Source organism: Burkholderia sp. BCC1985, assembly GCF_905339915.1.
Classification (GTDB): domain Bacteria; phylum Pseudomonadota; class Gammaproteobacteria; order Burkholderiales; family Burkholderiaceae; genus Burkholderia.
In genome coordinates this window covers 80,124-95,359 of record NZ_CAJPGY010000003.1, presented here as the reverse complement: position 1 = coordinate 95,359, position 15,236 = coordinate 80,124, and the positions used below count along the sequence as shown (strand labels likewise).

The following is a 15,236-nucleotide window of genomic DNA, read 5'->3' as shown; positions in this document are numbered from 1 at the left end:
CGCCGCGCCGCATGGACGCGTTTGCATCCGCGCCGCCAGTCAGTCCCCGTTCAGAATCGATGCCGAAACGAACGCGCACGCCGCTCGACGTGCTGCTCACCGAAATCCGCGCGTGCCGCGCCTGCGAAGCCGACCTGCCGCTCGGCCCGCGCCCCGTCGTGCGCGCCCATCGCGACGCCCGCATCCTGATCGTCGGGCAGGCGCCCGGCGCCCGCGTCCATGCGAGCGGCATCCCGTGGGACGATGCCAGCGGCAAGCGGCTGCGCGACTGGCTCGGTGTCGACGCCGACACGTTCTACGACGAGACCCGCTTCGCGATCGTGCCGATGGGTTTCTGCTACCCCGGCCGCGGCCCAAGCGGCGACAACCCGCCGCGTCCTGAATGCGCACCACTGTGGATCGACCGGCTGCTCGCCGAATTGCCATCGATTCGGCTGACGCTGCTGATCGGCCAGTACGCGCAGCGGCATTTCCTGCGCGACACGCGCAAGGCGACGCTGACCGACACCGTGCACGCGTGGCGCGACTACGGCCCCGACGTGCTGCCGCTGCCGCATCCGTCGCCGCGCAACCAGGCGTGGTTCAAGCACCATCCGTGGTTCGATGCCGAGGTCGTGCCGGAACTGCGGCGGCGCGTCGCGCCGCTGATCGCCGGCTGACGGAAACCGGCCGCGCCCCTGCTCCCTGTCGCGACGAACCGGAACGACATCGACTTTGTTCGGCCGCCTGATTGCGGTGTCACCGGGCCGGATGGAGCGTGTCCCCGCCCGTCCGGCTTGCGCCGATCGGCCCGCGGATTCCGGCCGCGCCCGGTTCGCTGTACCATCGCGGCTCAACCGCGTCACGAACAGCAGAATCCTTCATGCCCTCCACCGCCCCGCCGCGCCTGTACGGGATGCCCGAACGCAGCGACCGGCTCGATTTCTACATCCGCGACCAGGCGTCGCGCCAGGCGATCACCGAGCCGCACCGGCACGCGTATTTCCAGATCCAGTTCAACCTCGGCGGCGACACCGAGCAGCGGATCGGCGGCGTCACGCGGCCGTTTCCGCGCGGCGCGCTCGCGTTCGTGCTGCCGCACCGCGAGCACCTGATTCCGCATCCGGAAGGCGCGCACTTCATCGTCATCAACTTCAGCCAGGCGTTCCTGCGCGCCGATCTCGACGTCGATCCGCTCGATCTCGAGGATGTCCCCGCGCAGCGCTTTCCGGAGCTGACGCCGTTCCGCTTCCAGGAACATCTCGACTTCATCCTGACCGGCGACGCGTTCGACGAGGCGCGGCGCCTCGCGCTGTGCATGCTCGATGCCGACCGCGTGCGCACCTTCGGCTCGACCACGTTGCTGCGCGGCTACCTGCTGCAGCTGATCGGCCTCGTCTGCACGCAGTACGCGGGCGCGCTCGACAAGCTGGCGCAGCGTGGCGCCCAGCGCGCGGGCCGGCGCGACGCCCTCGCGCGCGTGCTGCGCCACGTGCGCGCGAACCTGACCCGCGAGGACCTGACGCTCGCGGCCACCGCCGAGGCCGCGTTCCTGTCGCCGAACTACCTCGCGCACCTGGTGCGCAAGGAAACCGGCAGCACCTTCACCGATCTCGTGACCGAGCGCCGGATCGCGCTCGCGCAGTCGCTGCTCGCGCATACGAGCCGGCGCATCGCCGACATCGCGCGCTCGGTCGGCTTCCGCGACGAAGGTTATTTCGCGCGGCGCTTCCGCGCGCGGGTCGGCGTGTCGCCGAAGGCGTACCGGGATGCCAACGCCGCGCTGCCGGACGCCGACGCAGCGCCGACGGCCGGCGACGCGTAGATTTGTCCGGTTAAAGCGCAGTTGCGTCGCATCCCGGCGCGCATGCGTCGGGTATCGTTCCATGCATGCCGGCCCGCGGCGCATTGCGCGGGCAACGGCATCCGTCTATTCATCGAACGAGGTCATCCGATGTCCGCATACGTCATCGACGCTTCCGAGCGTCCTTCCGTCGAAGTCGAACAGTCGTCCGCGCGCTTTCCGGTGCGCCGCGTGTTCTGCGTCGGCCGCAACTACGCCGACCACGCACGCGAAATGGGCGCCGATCCCGACCGTGAACCGCCGTTCTTCTTCACGAAGCCGGCCGACGCGATCGTCCCGGCCGCCGGCACCGTCCCGTATCCGCCGCTGACCGGCGACCTCCATCATGAAATCGAGCTGGTCGTCGCGATCGGCAAGGACGGCCGGTCGATCGACCCGGCCGATGCGCTGTCGCACGTGTGGGGCTACGGCGTCGGCGTCGACCTCACGCGCCGCGACCTGCAGGCCGAAGCGAAGAAGCTGAGCCGGCCGTGGGACTGGGCGAAGGGTTTCGACGCGTCGGGGCCCGTGACCGCGCTGCGCGCGGCGACCGCGACCGGCCATCCGGCAAGCGGCCGGATCTGGCTCGCGGTCAATGGCGAAACGCGCCAGCAAGGCGATCTCGCCGACATGATCTGGGCCGTGCCGGACGTGATCGCGTACGTGTCGCGCTCGGTCGAGCTGAAGGCCGGCGACCTGATCTTCACCGGCACGCCGGCCGGCGTCGGCGCGCTGCAGCCGGGCGACCGCGTGACGGGTGGCGTCGACGGCGTCGCGACGTTCGAGTTCGTGATGGGGGCGAAGCCGTAAGGCATCGTGCGGGCGCATGCGACGCGCAGTCGGTCCGACGGCTGTCGGGTCGGGTCGTATCGCTCCTTGCCGATCCGGGCAGCGATCGCATCGCGCCGGATCGGCGTGCCGGTCCTGTCGCGTCGATCACGCGCGCCGTTCGCGGGCGTCGAAGATTCGTACGCACACCGAGGTAGCCAGCGCGATCGTCGTGGACTGGTCGCCATCGTGCAGCCCAGCGACCCGAGCGTGAAGATGCCGAGGCGCGTCAGCATGATCGGTCGCCGCCCGGACCGGTTCGAGAGCGGTCCCATCACGAACTCGAGCGACACGGCGACCGCCGCGTAGCCGCCTAGCGACAGCGCGACGAGCGCATAGTCGGCGCGCAGGTCGCGCGCGATCGCAGGCAGCGACGGCAGGAACAGGCTCAACGGCAGCACCGAGAACGCGCACAGCAGGATCAGCGTTGCGTGTCGCGGTGCAGCCGGTTCGGAAGCGATCGGCGGGTTTGGTTGCAAGCGGGTGCCCTCCGCGCACGCGTCGGGTGGACGTGCGCAATGCAAAAGACGTTGTTCGTGGATTTTCGGGGAGGTCGGTTGTCGACCCTGAACGGCTCTTCAGATTTATCCAAAGCGGCCAATCGTTGTGACCTGCAGCGGGATTTTGTAGCCACGCTCGATGAGTATCTTGGCCTCGGCGCGACTGCGGAATCATGCCCGATTAAATTGCTTCTCCCGCAGCGTGCCGTTGGAACCTTCAACGGAGTCGTTCTGCCATGGGCGGCAAGAACGGACACAGCGTGTACGATCTGGTCTTCAAGAAAACCATCCAAGGAGAGAGGAATGAATCCGGAACAGGCCCGAGCCGAAGAAACCCAGGCGATGGAGCGCATGGTGGCCGCCACGCTGCGCGTGCAGAGTACGTTCGCCTCGATGCAGAAGCAATTTCCGCCGCAAGGCAGCGGCGAGCCTTCGCCGTTCGCGCTGCAAACCTTTGATGCCGCCCTGCAGGAACTTGAAGACGCACAGGCCGCGTTCGATGCGCTGCTGAACGATCTGATCGACGGTAACCGCTAAAGACCACGCCCTTATCTGCACCGATTGTCGACGATCTAAAAAGCTGTGTCGAACGTCCGATTGTGGCCGGACTGCGACGGCGGCAAGACGTCAAGAAATGTTTTCAGCTGCGTTTCTGAACGACGCACCCCAACCATCGGATCTGACGCCGAATGTCCCTTCCTGGCCGATGCCCGTCAGGTACGGCAGGCACCGATCAATGGTGGCACCGGGGTGACATGAGCGCACGATTAATCAATATTTGTGCACCGTCACGCCATTGGTCTGGATTAGCGCCCACATAGATTCGGACCGCTCGCAGCTCGTCGTTCGTTGAACGCAGCCCAGATTCGTCACAGACGAGCCCCAGTGTCCGCCCGTACTCTGCGCTTCCATGAACGTAGCCGGTGACGTAGGCGGCGAGTTGGGTAGTAGAAGATGCTTTGTCGCCAAGTGCTTGATCCAGACCGCGCATCAGTTCGTCAACCGTCAGGGCAAAACAACCCTGCGTCACAATCAGGCCTATGGCAAGCACGCATACCAATTTTCTATACATCTCCGACATCCCATGTTCGAATCAATCCAGACGCCGTGTCAGTTAATCATGCATCGTTGATCGGCAAAGCATTGATCGTCTACGATCCGGGCACCCATGGCCCAACGACCGACCGAAACTCGCGGCGGTTATGAACGCTTGTCAAGCGATCGGATTGGTTGGCTACGCAGTCGCGAAGCGTCTGCGAAAGCTCAACGCTGTAGCCAGGCGGCTCAATGAACGTCCGCGAAAGACACCAGACTTCGATACACCGATCGAGCAATTTCATCAATTCGTTGCATCGACGGGTTGAATCCGCAGCCGAATACTGCCCAATTAGCCGTCAATTCATGAAGCAGTCGCTCGAAGAACCTCCCCCGAAGATGCCACCGATCGCGGTCGAGTTCCGCATTCGCAAGCCCGGTCCCCCACCAGCACTCACTGGCGCAGCCCGAACACGCCGTGCCACAGAGCGCTGAAAAAGTCCGTATGCGCGTGTTCGTCACTCCTTCGCGCGTCGCTCTTCGGCGCCTGCTCCGATGCCTCCTGTGTCGCCCTCTCGTCGCCTTGCGGCATCTGCTCATCACGCTGCCCGTCCCGCGATGCGCCCGGCTGGCGCGACGCATGCAGCTCGACCACGCTGCCGGCAATGCGCTCGGCGAGTTGAACATCGCAATCACGGCCGAGCAGAACACCGAAGACGACGTCGCGATTGTGCCCTTGCTCGGCGAAGCGCATCGCCAATGCCACGAACCGCGCATATTCCGCTTCGCGCTCTGCCTTCAGGCGTTCCTCTTCTTCGCGAAGCCGTGCGTGACGGAGCATTTCCTCTGCGTAAACGGTGTCATAGACGCGGCGCAGCTTCGGGTCCGAGAGAATCGCGTATGCTTCCTTGATCTCCTGAAATCGCGCATGCGCGTCCGCTTCGCACCCGACGTTGCGGTCGGGATGCGCTTTCATCGCTGCTTTCCGGTAGCCGCGCTTGATTTCCTCGTCGGTGGCGTTCTCGCGCACACCGAGCAATTCATACATTGTCGTCATGGTGCGTCGGGATGAAAGTCGGATCGCATTGATCGTAGCATGTCGCCGCGGCGCCCATCCGTCGGGTTGAGCATTCACCAGGTTCTGAACACCCTGAGTACAGGTCAGGGGCGCTTTGGCAGATGACGAGATCCGAATCATTCTCGCCGGAACGGCCGTTTGCCGACTGGAGCGATCGCTCGATTGTCCGAATGAGCATGCAGGCTAACGGCGCTTCATGCGCCGTAATCTACCGAAGCAGCGCCGAGTCATGCAGCAATCGTTCACCCCGACGGCCAAAGTCAGTGGCCGCTTTCGAGCGGCTATCGAAACACAGCCGCCACCCAGGTTCGTCGCAGTCGACGAGCCAATCCGTTCAACTCTGCCTCTTCGTGAAGCGCTCCCGTTTTGTATCCCCATGCTGGAACAACGGCGCGTACTCGTGCAATTCTCGTGGCGAGATGTCGAAGGCTCGACGGAATGCACGAGTAAAGCTTGATGCATCATTGAAGCCCAACCCCGAGGCAACGTCCTGTACCTCCACATGGGGAAAGCGCACCAGTTCATCGGCCGCCATTCGCAGCCTGCGGTTGCGGATATAAGCGGCGAGGCCCCCTTCATGCTCAAATATGCGGTACACGCTGGCGCGTGAGAGATTAAGCGACGCCAACACGCTGTCGGGCGACAGATTCGGATCATGCAGATTTGCCTCGACGTGCCGCCGTACTTGCCCGTATACAGCAGCGCGGACAGCCGCGCGGGCATTGCCGGCAAGACCCGCCTGGCGGCAGAAGGCTGCAACGATCAACTCTACCGCCGTGAGCAAGGACCGATGCGCTTCATCCTTGCTCAGTCCGACGATGGTCTTATTGAGCGCCACCACATGCTCGATCAGCATGCGCGTCAGCGGATCGGTGGCGTGAATCCAGCGGCCATGCAGCGAGGCCGCATCGGGGAATGACTTTTCCACCAGTGCGCGTGGCACAAACAGGAGAAGTATCCGGCTATGAAAACTCCGGATCGTGCACGGCTGATCCATGTCCAGGGCGAGGATACTTGGCACGTGCGGCACGTGCGGCGCGTCGGACCGTGGTTTGCCGCCCAGGAACTGCCCCGGCGACCCTTCAAGATATATGCTGAACGAGACGTCCCGCACGCTCTCGGTCGAAACCCGACCCAACGATCGCACGGCCAGGTTCGGCCCCGTGCGAAAGTCGAAGATGCTCAGATTCTCGATCGTGTAACGGGACATCGATGCATCGAACGTATCCTCGGCTTGCTTCGACGAAGGCAATATGTCGTAGACGGGACTCATGCGCTCTTGCCAGGCCAGCAAGCTTCGACGGGCGTCGCCTTGAACGCTGAAACTGCTGTGCACGATGCCGGGCGCGAGCACCGGCCGCTCCGGCGGCAACGACAGGCGGCCTGGCGGTATCGCTGTGTGTAGTAGGTCGTCGTTCAATGCGGCGCTCTTCGCTGATTTTCGTCCGGCTTTGATCTGCCCAGCACTCCTGAACGCCATATTGATCCAATCGCTCGCCCGGAACGCGCTAGTGCAGCATGGGAAGCATACCAGTACGTGCTTTGCCGTAGCACACGGCGCGTCCCCTCCCGCTTCTTCAGCATCACGCAATCGTTTGCGAATCGCGATTTCACCACCTGCGCGAAGGCGAGCCTGATCGCTCGTGCTTCCGGCAATTCGACCGGGCCCAGCGCATCCGATAGAAGTTCCGATTTTTTGAGACGGAGTGTCAAGCCGACCCGACCGCCCTTTCTAGAATTCTCGGGGCCGCATGTCCGCGGGTGCTTGCCTGTTTCAGGCGGCCACACGCTGTCGAATCCGGCCACGCGATAGTTGTCGAAGGCCGCCTGTAAGGCATGCGTCAACGGCTTCGAGTTGCAGAGCCCGAAGCGGGCCGCTGCCGGTCAACAACATCCTTGGGGAATCACCGATGGAATCGGAGCACTCCACCATGTCTCGCTCGCGGATGCCCACCGCAGGGGCGCCGACGCGAGTCGACATTGTGCTGTCCAACGGATTTGCACTGCACGACGTCGCGGCGATCATCGAGATTTTTCATAAAGCAAGTGCGCTGACGACAGCTCGTCCGTCCGGCGAGGCGCGCTATGACGTATCGCTGGTCTCCTCTGCTGGCGGCCGAATTGCCGCCTCTTCGTCGGTCTTTGTCTGGACGGAAAGCATCGATTCGCGGCGGCGCGTGGAAGGCAAGCAGATCATGTTCGTCGCAGGCGGAGCGGCTGCTGATCCGGCCTGTCGCGACAAGCGGCTGATCGATTGGCTACGCCGCCAGCATCCGCTATGCGAAACCGTTCATCCGATCGCAAACGGAAAACTTCTCCTGGATGCGGCCGGTCTTCCGAGCGGATTTCGTGCCGCCAACGACACGCCCGACATGCATGCCGCCAGATCGCCGGGCGGCGAGCCTGATGCCATTCGCATTGCGTTGCGCGTGGTCGAAGACGATTTTGGCGGGGAACTCGCGCGGCAAGTGTCCGGGTCTCTGGCGATGCCGGCGCCTGCACCGTCGGATGCGTTCGTTGTGGCGAGCAACGCGCCACGTGTGAGCGAGCAGATCACGGCATCCGCGCGCTGGCTGGAGGCGAACGTCGACCGGCCCGTCTCGATCGATGCCGCGGCGCAAGTCGCGGCCATGAGCGAGCGCAACTTCCTGAGAAGGTTCAAGAGCGAGATCGGCATGACGCCATCCGACTACCTGCAACGCGCGCGCTTGAACATGAGCTGCAGGATGCTGGTGGAATCGAGCTTGCCGGTCGACAAGGTCGCGCGTCGCTGCGGCATCAACAGTGGCGCCCAACTGGCGAGGCTGTTCCGGAAATACCTGTCGACAACGCCGACTGAATATCGCATGCGTAACGATGCGACCGCTGGCATGGCGTGAGTGCAACGTACATCGGCCGACGTGCGCTCGATTCCGGTGCCACGCGTTGCGCGTCGCCGCGATCAGGGGCGCCCATGAAGCGCGTCGCAACCGGGGCGCCGTTTCCGGTCAAGCCGTCGGATGCGCTGCATCGTCCACATGACGAATCGACGGAGCGCCGCCGCTCTTCCCCGCGCCCCCGTCGACACCCTACCGCGCCCGCACCGACACGAACTTGCGTGCGTTCTCGCGCTGAATCAGCACGGCGATCACGCCGCCTTTCGCTTCGAGCGCCTGCACGTCGTCCGGCGTTTCGAGCAGCGTGTCGTTGAGTTCGAGCACGACGTCGCCGGGCCGGATGCCCGCATTCGCGGCCGGCCCGTGCACCGCATCCACCATCATCCCGACCGCGAGCCCGGTCGAACGCCGTTCGGCGTCGCTCAGCGGATGCATCGTCAGCCCGAGCCGATCGCCGGAGTCTGCCGGCCGCGCGGCGGCCATCGCCACACCGGCGGCACCGGCCGCGCCGACCGTGCCCGCGCTGCCCGCACTGCTGCCCGTCGCGGCCGCGTTGTCGATCGCGTCGCCGGCCCCCGCTCCAGCTCCCGCTCCCGTGACCGTCAGCATCATCGGCGTGCGGTTGCGGATCAGCCGCAGCGGCGCCTTTCCGCCGGGCGGCAACGCGGCGGCCAGGTCGTTCAGCTCGGCCGACCGTCCGATCGGCTTGCCGCCGAACTTCACGATCACGTCACCGGGCTTCACGCCGGCCGCGGCGGCGGGCGAGCCGGCATCGACGCCGTTGACGAGCGCGCCCGCCGGACGCGGCAGGCCGAACGCCGCGGCCAGCCCGACGCCGACATCCTGCACGTCGACGCCCAGCGCATTGCCGGACGACGTGCGCTGCGCCGCCTGCGCATTGGCCCGCATCTGCGCCTGCACCTGCGCACGCACCTTGATGGCGAGCGCGATCGGAATCGCGAACGTCGTGCTCGCATAGCGGTCGGCGTCCGTATAGACCTGCACCGCGATGCCGATCACGTCGCCCGCGCGGTTGAACACGGGGCCGCCCGAGTTGTCGGGGTTCACCGCGATATCGGTCTGGAAGAACGGAAACGCGCTGCCGTCCGGCAGCGCATGCGACGTCGCGCTGACGATGCCGGCCGTGACCGTGTTGCCGGAGCCGTCCGGCGCGCCGATCGTCATCACCGGTTCGCCGGCACGCACCCGCGACGAATCGCCGATATGCACGACCGGCAGCTTTGTCGCGTCGATGTGCAGCACGGCGACGTCGCTCTGCGGATCGACGGTCACCACCGTCGCCTTCAACTCTCGACGATCGGCCAGTCGCACCGTCACGTCGGTCGCGTCGGCGACGACATGCGCGGAAGTCAGGATCACCCCGTCGGCGCCGACGATGAAGCCCGAGCCGATGCCCGCGATCGCGCGCGGCGACGAATCAGGCGCAGGCGCCTGCGCGCCTTGCGCGGGCGGCAGCGGCGCGCCGCGGCGGAAGAACGCGGAAAGCGGATCGTCGGGATCGAGGTACACGAAGGACGGCCCGCCGGCCTGCTGGTCGGTCGCCGCGGTCATGATGGTCACGATCGCCGGGCCGTAGCGGTCGACGATCGCCGAGAAGTCGACCGGCATCGAGTAAGACCGTGCGGCGGGCCTGTTCTTCATCACCGGTGGCGTGGCGGGCGGCGCGACGGTCCCGGCAGCGGCCGGCGGCGACGCCAAAACCAGGGCGAATACGCCCCCGATCAACGCGGTGCGAAGCACGGCGCGAGCAAGCGTCTGGCGAACCACGGTGCACCTCCCCCGGCAGTCGCGGCGCCGACCCGCGCGAGACGCGCGGACGCCCGACAAGCACCGGTACACCCCTCCATTTATAGTCCACGCCACCTCCGGAACATACGAATCGAAACCCGCATGCCGGGTGGTCGGGCAGCGGCGGAACCGCGACAGCGTTCGTTCCGGACAAAGTTCGCGGTTCGTCAATCGGAACATTCCCCCGACGCGGCGGCGAGGCGCGACGCAATGCGTCCCGCGCTACCAGGCCAGCGCCAGAAAATTGCGCACCACCGCCGACGGATCGTCGCGCCGCGACGCAATGGCGAGCCTCGCACGCAGCCCGTTGCCCGCGACCTGCCGATACACGACGCCCGCGACCTGCACCTGCGTGATCGCCTTCGGCACGATCGACACGCCGAGCCCGGCCGCGACGAGCGTCACCGCCGAAGCGATTTGCGGCGCGGGCTGCGCCATGCGCGGCTGGAAGCCGGCGGCATTGCATGCGGCGACGATGTCGTCGAACAGCGCGCTGCCCGCTTCGCGCGGCACCTGCACGAACGCCTCGTCGGCCAGCTCCGCCAGATCGATCCGACGCCGCCGCGCGAGCCGATGCGCGACCGGCAGCGCGATGAACATCGGCTCCTCGTCCCAGTCCGCTGCCACCAGCGTGTCCGCGATGCGGCGCTCCGGACGCACGATCGCGACGTCGAGCCGCCCGGCCGCCAGCGCGTCGAGCAGCACGCCGGAGGTCGCCTCCTGCAACGTCAGATCCGTATCGGGAAACGCTTCGCGAAAGCGGCGAATCAGGTCCGCCACCTTCGAATTGAAGGCCGCCGTCCCGGTGAACCCGACCCGCAATTGCCCGATCTCCCCGCGCGCCGCCCGTCTTGCCGCCCGCGCCGCGCGTTCCGCGTCGTCGAGCACGCGCCGTGCCTCCTCCGCGAATACCTCTCCCGCCACGGTCAGTTCGGCGCCGCGCGCGGTCCGCTTGAACAACGCCACGCCGAGTTCGTTCTCGAGCGCCTTGATCTGCTGGCTGAGCGGCGGCTGACCCATGCCGAGCGTTTCCGCGGCCTTCGTGAAGTTGGACGTGGCCGCCACGGCCAGAAAGTATCGGAGATGCCGAAGTTCCATGCGTTGTTGTGATCCCGGGGTAGATGGAAGCGGCTTTAGAGCCAGTCGAAAAACGTATCGCTACGGTTCATTTCATATATTGGACATATACATGAGCGTGCGCAAGAATTCGGGCATTCCCTGACCCATCGGGCACCTGTCATGTCCACTCCCGCAATGTCACCCGCCACGAATCGCGCCGCGAACGCCGCGCCGGATGCGCTGCCTATCGGCGTGTCGCCGCGCTCGGCAGCCTACAAGCGCATCGCGCTGGCGCTGTTCCTCGCCGGCTTTTCCACCTTCTCGCTGCTGTACTGCGTGCAGCCGCTGCTGCCCGCGTTCGCACGCGAGTTCAACATCGGCGCGGCGTCGAGCTCGCTGTCCCTGTCGCTGTCGACCGGGCTGCTGGCGGTTTCCATCCTGTGCGCCGGCGCGCTGTCCGAACGCGTCGGACGACGCGGGCTGATGTTCGCGTCGATGACGCTGGCCGCGCTGTTCAACCTGCTCGCCGCGATTTCGCCGAACTGGAACCTGCTGCTGCTCTGGCGCGCGCTCGAAGGGTTCGCGCTCGGCGGCGTTCCGGCGGTGGCGATGGCCTATCTCGCCGAGGAAATCGCCGCCGACGGGCTGGGCCTGGCGATGGGACTTTACGTCGGCGGCACCGCGTTCGGCGGCATGATCGGGCGGATCGGGATGAGCGCGCTCGAAGAGTATTTCTCGTGGCGCACCGCGATGCTGACGATCGGCGTGGTCGACCTCGTCGCGGCGGTCGCGTTCGTGATGCTGCTGCCGCAGTCGCGACGCTTCGTGAAGCGCACCGACCTGACGCTGCGTCACCATCTGCGGCTGTGGAACGCGCAGCTGCATCACGCGCGGCTGCCGTTCGTGTTCGCGATCGGCTTCCTCGTGATGGGCGCGTTCGTGACCGTCTACAACTACGCCGGGTTCCGGCTGACGGCCGCGCCGTTCAACCTGAGCGCGACCGCCTGCGGACTGATCTTCGGTGCCTACCTGTTCGGGATGGTGTCTTCGTCGAGCGCCGGTGCGCTCGCCGATCGTCTCGGGCGCGCGCCCGTCCTCGTCAGCGGCATGCTCGTGTTCGCGGCCGGCCTCGCACTGACGCTGTCGCATTCGCTCGTCGCGATCATCGTCGGGATCGTGCTGATCACGATCGGCTTCTTCGTCGCCCATGCGGTCGCGAGCGGCTGGGTCGGGCATCTCGCCGGTTCCGCGAAGGGGCACGCCGCGTCGCTCTACCTGCTGGCCTATTACCTCGGGTCGAGCGTGCTGGGCTCCATCGGCGGCTCGTTCTGGCAACACGGTGCGTGGAGCGCGGTCGTCGCGTATGTCGCGGTGCTGCTCGTGCTCGGCCTGGCAGCGGCGCACCGGATCATGCGCGCGGAACGCGTGCGGTAAACGCCACCACGACATGCGCCGCCACCAAATGCATCGCGTCAGCGCACGCGCGCATGGAACTTCGCGATCGCCTTCCACATCAGCACCGGATTCGAGTACATCGGGAAATGCCCGCAATCCGGTATTTCCGACAGAAAGACACCGTGCGCCTCGATCGCGCTCAGGTACGACAGCGACGCGTTCTGCGCGCCGTACATGAACATCCGGGGAAACGGCAGGCCGAGGAATTTGCGCATCAGGTCGCCGTTGTCGGACAGGTCGACCATCGAGCGGAAGATCGCCCCGACCGCTTCGGCCCGCACCTTGTGACGCAGGCTCGCCGAGTACAGCGCGCTCGCGTAGGCCGGCGCGCGACGGGTGCGGTCGATGAAATCGTCGAAGAACCGCTCGGCGCTGTCGCGCGGATGGTCGACGATCTGCCGGCTCAGGAAACAATCCTCGGGCGCGATGTTCCCCTCGATGTCGACGAAGCTCAGCACGCGCCGCGGATACAGATGTGCGAGCATCAACGACGTCAGCCCGCCCATCGAATGGCCGACGAGATGGAATCGATCGAAGCCCAGGCGGTCGATCACGTTCAGCGCAGTCTCGACGAGAAACGGAATCGATATCTTCGACAGATCCGCGCAATGCGTTTCACCGCAGCCCGGCGCATCGTATGCAACGAAAGGCCGGCCGTCGAATTCGCGATGGCGCACGATGTCCGCGTAATCCTCCTTGGTCGAGCCGAAGCCGTGGAGAAACACGACGGGCGCGTGCTCGCCGCCGCGATGAATGGCCGACACATCCAGGTCGGTGCTGTCGACGGCGAAGGACAACCGCGACTGGGAAAACTCATCACTCATCTAATCGAATTCCGGGTAAGGATGGTGTAGCGCCCGCCCCGGCGCGACAGGGTCGACCGGGGTGGAATGACAGACGCCGGGCAACGACGCTCAGGCCGTCAGCATCCGGCAGAAATCCTGGATCGCGGTGCACGCACGCAGCAACGACTTGTCGTCGAGCGCGTAAGCGATCCGGATGTACGGGCCGAGCCCGAAAGCGCTCCCGTGCACGGTGGCCACGCCGGCTTCGTCGAGCAACGCATTCACCACATCCTCGTCGCTCGCCAGTTGCACGCCCGCACGGGTCGTCTTGCCGATCACCCCCTCGCACGACGCGAACGCATAGAACGCGCCCTGCGGAACATCGCAGCGCAAACCCGGCGCCTGGTTCAGTTGTTCGACGACCAGATCACGCCGTCGCTGGAACGCGACGCGGGAATGCGCGATGAAATCCTGCGGCCCCGTCAGCGCGGCCAGCGCCGCGTGCTGCGAGATCGTCGACGCGCCGGACGTCTGCTGCCCTTGCAACTTCTCCATCGCATCGATCAGCCAGCGCGGCCCGGTACCGAAACCGATGCGCCAGCCCGTCATCGCATAGGCCTTCGACACACCGTTCATCGTCAGCACGCGTTCGCGCAGCCGCGGCTCGACCTGGGCGATCGTGAAGAATTCGATGCCATCGAAAATCAGGTGCTCGTAGATATCGTCGGACAGCACCAGCACGTGCGGATGCGCGAGCAGCACCTCGGCGAGCGCCTTCAGCTCCGCACGGCTATACACCGCGCCGGTCGGGTTCGACGGCGAGTTCAGGATCAGCCATCGCGTGCGCGGCGTGATCGCCGCCAGCAGCGCGTCCGGTGTGAGCTTGAAGCCGCTTTCCGCGCCGCATGCGACAGTGATGGAGCGACCGCCGCACAGCTGCACGATCTCCGGATAGCTGACCCAGTACGGTGCCGGGACGATGACTTCGTCGCCCTCGTTCAGCGTCGCGGCCAGCGCATTGAAGATCACCTGCTTGCCGCCGCTGCACACGAGCGTGTCGCGCCAGTCCACGTCGACGCTGTTCTCGCGCCGGAACTTCTCGGCAATCGCCTCGCGCAGCGCACGCAGCCCTGCCACCTGCGTGTAGCGCGTGTGGCCCGCGCGGATCGCGGCGATGCCCGCTTCCCGCACGTGTTCCGGCGTGTCGAAATCCGGCTCGCCGGCGCTCAGCGAAATCACCGCGGCACCGCTCGCGCGCCGGGCGGCCACACGATCCATCACCTTGTAGGTCGCCGACGGACGCGCGGCTGCGAGGAAGCGGTTCAGCGTATCGATCGGTGCGCTCATTGAGCGTTCCTCCAGTTCGTCAGACCCATCAGTTCGAGCGTGCTGCGCCCTGCGCGCAATGCGTCCATCATTTGCGCTTCCTTGTCAGCACGCGCCTGCCCTTGGGCCAGCGTCGTCTCGACATATGCAACTGGTATCACCAGCACGCCGTCGTCGTCGGCCACGACCAGATCGCCGGCGGCTACAGGCGTTCCCGCGAAGCTGATCGACTGTCCGACCGACGGCGCGCTCGCCTTGATCGTGCCGCGCATGGAAATGCCGCGCGTGAATACCGGAAAGCGCCGTGCGGTCAGCGCCGCGATATCGCGCACGCCACCGTCGATGACCAGCCCGGCCACGCCGGCCGCCTCGGCGGCGACAGTCAGCACCTCGCCCCAGTAACCGGCGACGAAGCCGCCCGTCGAGATGACGAGCACGCTGCCGCGCGACACCTGCTCCATCGCGATATGAATCGAAAGGTTGTCGCCCGGCGAACATTCGAGCGGAAAGGCAGGACCGGCGACCGACGCGCCGGGCCACACCGTGCGGATCGCCGGATCGACGGCGCCGGTGGACAGGCCCGAGGCCTCGAACAACGTGGAGGTGCCGAGTTTACGCGCCTGCTCCAGCAGCGCCGGCTCATAAGTCTGGGTCGGGTTCATC

General features: G+C 66.0%; 14 protein-coding genes and 2 pseudogenes. 7 read left to right on the top strand and 9 right to left on the bottom strand.

What is annotated here, in order from left to right:
* Positions 1–59 precede the first annotated feature (59 nt).
* The 3 genes from U4Z31_RS03875 (at position 60) to U4Z31_RS03865 (ending at position 2,632) form a co-directional block, all read left to right on the top strand.
* Positions 60–659, top strand: a complete 600-nt coding sequence (locus U4Z31_RS03875; RefSeq protein WP_321809477.1) for a uracil-DNA glycosylase family protein — start codon at positions 60–62, stop codon at positions 657–659.
* A 203-nt stretch (positions 660–862) separates the two neighbouring features.
* The gene (locus tag U4Z31_RS03870; RefSeq protein ID WP_044843331.1) at positions 863–1,804 is read left to right on the top strand and encodes a helix-turn-helix transcriptional regulator; all 942 of its coding nucleotides are present in this window, start codon (positions 863–865) and stop codon (positions 1,802–1,804) included.
* 129 nt (positions 1,805–1,933) lie between these two features.
* Positions 1,934–2,632 (top strand): fumarylacetoacetate hydrolase family protein, encoded by a 699-nt coding sequence (locus tag U4Z31_RS03865; protein ID WP_124903870.1) that lies wholly within the window; start codon positions 1,934–1,936, stop codon positions 2,630–2,632.
* A gap of 188 nt (positions 2,633–2,820) precedes the next feature.
* Here the strand turns inward: U4Z31_RS03865 and U4Z31_RS03860 are convergent.
* A pseudogene (locus U4Z31_RS03860) lies at positions 2,821–3,129 on the bottom strand (MFS transporter); the annotation flags it as partial.
* Between the two features lie 324 nt (positions 3,130–3,453).
* On the opposite strand from U4Z31_RS03860, the gene U4Z31_RS03855 reads away from it, so the two are divergent.
* Positions 3,454–3,687, top strand: coding sequence for a hypothetical protein (locus tag U4Z31_RS03855; RefSeq protein ID WP_011549124.1), 234 nt, complete (start codon positions 3,454–3,456; stop codon positions 3,685–3,687).
* Between the two features lie 196 nt (positions 3,688–3,883).
* On the opposite strand, the gene U4Z31_RS03850 is transcribed toward U4Z31_RS03855, so the two are convergent.
* Positions 3,884–4,231, bottom strand: a complete 348-nt coding sequence (locus U4Z31_RS03850) for a hypothetical protein (RefSeq protein WP_321809476.1) — start codon at positions 4,229–4,231, stop codon at positions 3,884–3,886.
* A gap of 133 nt (positions 4,232–4,364) precedes the next feature.
* Here U4Z31_RS03850 and U4Z31_RS37145 point away from each other — a divergent pair.
* Positions 4,365–4,514 (top strand): annotated as a pseudogene (locus U4Z31_RS37145) (IS30 family transposase); the annotation flags it as partial.
* A 125-nt stretch (positions 4,515–4,639) separates the two neighbouring features.
* Here U4Z31_RS37145 and U4Z31_RS03845 read toward each other — a convergent pair.
* Together U4Z31_RS03845 and U4Z31_RS03840 are read right to left on the bottom strand one after the other, a co-directional pair.
* Positions 4,640–5,242 (bottom strand): J domain-containing protein, encoded by a 603-nt coding sequence (locus U4Z31_RS03845; protein ID WP_321809475.1) that lies wholly within the window; start codon positions 5,240–5,242, stop codon positions 4,640–4,642.
* Positions 5,243–5,597: 355 nt separating this feature from the next.
* Positions 5,598–6,683 (bottom strand): helix-turn-helix domain-containing protein, encoded by a 1,086-nt coding sequence (locus U4Z31_RS03840; protein WP_321809474.1) that lies wholly within the window; start codon positions 6,681–6,683, stop codon positions 5,598–5,600.
* 490 nt (positions 6,684–7,173) lie between these two features.
* On the opposite strand from U4Z31_RS03840, the gene U4Z31_RS03835 reads away from it, so the two are divergent.
* On the top strand, positions 7,174–8,142 hold the full coding sequence (locus U4Z31_RS03835; RefSeq protein WP_321809473.1) for a GlxA family transcriptional regulator: 969 nt from the start codon (positions 7,174–7,176) through the stop codon (positions 8,140–8,142).
* A gap of 189 nt (positions 8,143–8,331) precedes the next feature.
* Here U4Z31_RS03835 and U4Z31_RS03830 read toward each other — a convergent pair whose 3' ends face one another.
* Both U4Z31_RS03830 and U4Z31_RS03825 read right to left on the bottom strand, forming a co-directional pair.
* The gene (locus tag U4Z31_RS03830) at positions 8,332–9,927 is read right to left on the bottom strand and encodes a trypsin-like peptidase domain-containing protein (RefSeq protein WP_321809594.1); all 1,596 of its coding nucleotides are present in this window, start codon (positions 9,925–9,927) and stop codon (positions 8,332–8,334) included.
* Positions 9,928–10,170: 243 nt separating this feature from the next.
* Positions 10,171–11,046 carry a LysR family transcriptional regulator gene (locus U4Z31_RS03825; protein ID WP_321809472.1) on the bottom strand — a complete coding sequence of 292 codons (876 nt, stop codon included), beginning with the start codon at positions 11,044–11,046 and terminating at the stop codon, positions 10,171–10,173.
* Positions 11,047–11,187: 141 nt separating this feature from the next.
* Between U4Z31_RS03825 and U4Z31_RS03820 the strand changes: the two genes are divergently transcribed.
* Positions 11,188–12,441, top strand: a complete 1,254-nt coding sequence (locus U4Z31_RS03820) for an MFS transporter (RefSeq protein ID WP_124645937.1) — start codon at positions 11,188–11,190, stop codon at positions 12,439–12,441.
* 38 nt (positions 12,442–12,479) lie between these two features.
* Here the strand turns inward: U4Z31_RS03820 and U4Z31_RS03815 are convergent, their stop codons facing one another.
* The 3 genes from U4Z31_RS03815 to U4Z31_RS03805 form a co-directional block, all read right to left on the bottom strand.
* The gene (locus U4Z31_RS03815; protein WP_321809471.1) at positions 12,480–13,286 is read right to left on the bottom strand and encodes an alpha/beta hydrolase; all 807 of its coding nucleotides are present in this window, start codon (positions 13,284–13,286) and stop codon (positions 12,480–12,482) included.
* A 90-nt stretch (positions 13,287–13,376) separates the two neighbouring features.
* Positions 13,377–14,594, bottom strand: coding sequence for a pyridoxal phosphate-dependent aminotransferase (locus tag U4Z31_RS03810; protein ID WP_321809470.1), 1,218 nt, complete (start codon positions 14,592–14,594; stop codon positions 13,377–13,379).
* Positions 14,591–15,235 (bottom strand): RraA family protein, encoded by a 645-nt coding sequence (locus U4Z31_RS03805; RefSeq protein ID WP_044843319.1) that lies wholly within the window; start codon positions 15,233–15,235, stop codon positions 14,591–14,593. The genes U4Z31_RS03810 and U4Z31_RS03805 overlap by 4 nt, the downstream gene beginning before the upstream one ends.
* Position 15,236 lies beyond the last annotated feature (1 nt).

Coding starts and splice junctions, on each gene's coding strand:
- U4Z31_RS03850 (WP_321809476.1), bottom strand. CDS start 4,231: ATGTCGGAGATGTATAGAAAATTGGTATGCGTGCTTGCCATAGGCCTG.
- U4Z31_RS03815 (WP_321809471.1), bottom strand. CDS start 13,286: ATGAGTGATGAGTTTTCCCAGTCGCGGTTGTCCTTCGCCGTCGACAGC.
- U4Z31_RS03845 (WP_321809475.1), bottom strand. CDS start 5,242: ATGACGACAATGTATGAATTGCTCGGTGTGCGCGAGAACGCCACCGAC.
- U4Z31_RS03805 (WP_044843319.1), bottom strand. CDS start 15,235: ATGAACCCGACCCAGACTTATGAGCCGGCGCTGCTGGAGCAGGCGCGT.
- U4Z31_RS03875 (WP_321809477.1), top strand. CDS start 60: ATGCCGAAACGAACGCGCACGCCGCTCGACGTGCTGCTCACCGAAATC.
- U4Z31_RS03810 (WP_321809470.1), bottom strand. CDS start 14,594: ATGAGCGCACCGATCGATACGCTGAACCGCTTCCTCGCAGCCGCGCGT.
- U4Z31_RS03855 (WP_011549124.1), top strand. CDS start 3,454: ATGAATCCGGAACAGGCCCGAGCCGAAGAAACCCAGGCGATGGAGCGC.
- U4Z31_RS03835 (WP_321809473.1), top strand. CDS start 7,174: ATGGAATCGGAGCACTCCACCATGTCTCGCTCGCGGATGCCCACCGCA.
- U4Z31_RS03870 (WP_044843331.1), top strand. CDS start 863: ATGCCCTCCACCGCCCCGCCGCGCCTGTACGGGATGCCCGAACGCAGC.
- U4Z31_RS03820 (WP_124645937.1), top strand. CDS start 11,188: ATGTCCACTCCCGCAATGTCACCCGCCACGAATCGCGCCGCGAACGCC.
- U4Z31_RS03865 (WP_124903870.1), top strand. CDS start 1,934: ATGTCCGCATACGTCATCGACGCTTCCGAGCGTCCTTCCGTCGAAGTC.
- U4Z31_RS03825 (WP_321809472.1), bottom strand. CDS start 11,046: ATGGAACTTCGGCATCTCCGATACTTTCTGGCCGTGGCGGCCACGTCC.